General features: G+C 45.9%; 1 protein-coding gene. It reads left to right on the top strand.

All coding sequences use genetic code 11. From position 1 onward, the window contains the following. The coding region (gene mgtE / locus A3761_RS21300) for a magnesium transporter (protein ID WP_068750834.1) at positions 1-1,257 on the top strand (1,257 nt) is incomplete at its 5' end. Positions 1,258-1,282: the final 25 nt, after the last annotated feature.

Genomic DNA, 1,282 nt, shown 5'->3' with positions numbered 1-1,282 from the left:
CTAAACGCAAGTGATATTGCACACCTAATTGAATCCTCTCCACCGCGAGAGCGAGCACTAATATGGCGCTTGCTGAATGACGATTTAAAAGGTGAAGTCCTACAAGATCTCTCTGAAGACATACAGGCGCACTTCCTCAGCAAGTTAAATGCTCAGGAAGTCGTAAACTTCACAGAAGACCTCGATACAGATGATCTCGCCGACATACTTCAGCAGCTACCTGACAATGTATCAGCTGAAGTCCTTGAGTCAATGGACACGCAAGACCGTGCCCGTGTCGAGGAAGTCCTCTCATATCACGAGGACACTGCCGGCGGCTTAATGAATACAGATACCGTCACCATCCGCCCCGGTATCACTATTGACGTTGTGTTGCGTTACTTAAGAAGACACCGTTCCTTACCAGAAATGACTGACAAATTGTTGGTTGTTAGTCGTAAAGACGAGCTAGTCGGAACTCTGCCACTTAATAAATTACTTGTCTCTAATCCCACTGCCACGGTTCGGGAAGTAATGGAAACTGACACCATTACCATAGATGTCAATCTGACCGATAGCGAAGTAGCTAATCTATTTGAAAGAAGAGATCTCGTCTCTGCGCCGGTTATTAACAAGGAAGGCATCCTTCTGGGCAGAATTACAATCGATGACGTGGTTGATGTCATCAGAGAAGATGCTGACCATTCGCTAATGAGCATGGCAGGTCTTGATGAAGAAGAAGATACATTCGCCCCCGTTAAGCAAACAAGCAAGCGCAGAGCTATATGGCTTGGCATCAACTTGATTACTGCCTTCATCGCATCAACAGTGATTGGCGTATTCAAAGAAACCATCGAGCAAGTCGTAGCGCTCGCCGTATTGATGCCTATCGTCGCCAGCATGGGGGGCGTCGCAGGTAGCCAAACATTAACACTGGTTATTAGAGCTATTGCTGTTGGCCAAATCAGCCATTCAAATCTGTCATGGCTGTTAAACAGAGAGTTTCTAGTATCCATAATCAACGGCACACTTTGGGCTTTTGTGGTCGCTGTCGCCGCCATTCTTTGGTTTAACGACCTAACGATTGGCCTGGTGATCGCTGCAGCAATGGTCATTAATCTAGTCGTAGCCGCCATCGCTGGCACAATCCTGCCTATTTACCTAAAATCAAAAAGCATTGATCCTGCACTAGCTGGTAGTGTTATCCTTACCACAATTACCGATGTTGTAGGCTTTTTGTCATTCTTGGGCTTGGCAACTTTTGCCTACGCGAACTAGTAAGACTCCATTAATATATTTTTTT

This window comes from Oleiphilus sp. HI0123, from assembly GCF_001635315.1.
Note: the sequence above shows the minus strand (reverse complement) of the source record. Positions and strands in the feature narration are given on the sequence as shown.